Genomic DNA, 780 nt, shown 5'->3' with positions numbered 1-780 from the left:
TCTAACTCGGTCAAAGGTTCATACTCAATTTCCTCAACTGACCCATGACGCTGAATATTTCCGCCCTGATCTAAAATCAAACAATCTGATTTTCCTTGCTGCGGACATAACCTCATTCCTCGACCAATCATCTGAACATAAAGGGCTTTAGATTGAGTTGGTCGTGCGAGAATAATACAACTGACTTCGGGTCGATCAAAACCCGTCGAACAAACCCCCACATTAATCAGGATTTTAACATCACCTTGAGAAAAAGAATCAAAGATTTTTAATCGTTCTTCATCGGATGTTTTAGCAGTGACTAAAGCTGAAGGATGACCTCGAGTTGTAAACTCTTGAAAAAGAGATTGAGCGTGTTTTACCCCGACTGCATAAACGAGAGTTAAGCGCTGAGGACACAATCTTTCATAGTTGTCTACCGTCGCCTTAACCACCCCAGGGGCGTTACATCGGAGTTCGAGTTCACCAATGGCAAAGTCTCCTTGGCGAATTTTAACCCCTTTGATATCTGCCCCGGCTATGCCATAATAAACAGTTGGAACTAAATCACCCTTTTCTATTAAACGGGCGGGAGATTGGCTGGCAATTTGAACTTCAAAAATATGACCAAAATTTTCCCGTTTACTCAGTCTCCAAGGACTCGCTGTAAACCCAATTAACAATGGAGAATAGGTTAATGAATCTGGGGTTTTATTCAGACGCGGAAATCGTTTTTTTGCCCATTTTGACCACATGACTTGATGACATTCATCAATTATCACCAGATCAGGATCAAACCAT

General features: G+C 41.7%; 1 protein-coding gene. It reads right to left on the bottom strand.

From position 1 onward, the window contains the following. On the bottom strand, nucleotides 1–780 hold a 780-nt coding region (locus tag M595_RS28140; RefSeq protein WP_023069944.1), incomplete at both ends, for a DEAD/DEAH box helicase.

It is taken from the genome of Lyngbya aestuarii BL J (assembly GCF_000478195.2).
Lineage (GTDB): Bacteria > Cyanobacteriota > Cyanobacteriia > Cyanobacteriales > Microcoleaceae > Capilliphycus > Capilliphycus aestuarii.
The sequence above is the reverse complement of the archived record's forward strand: the minus strand, read 5'-3'. Positions and strand labels throughout refer to the sequence as shown.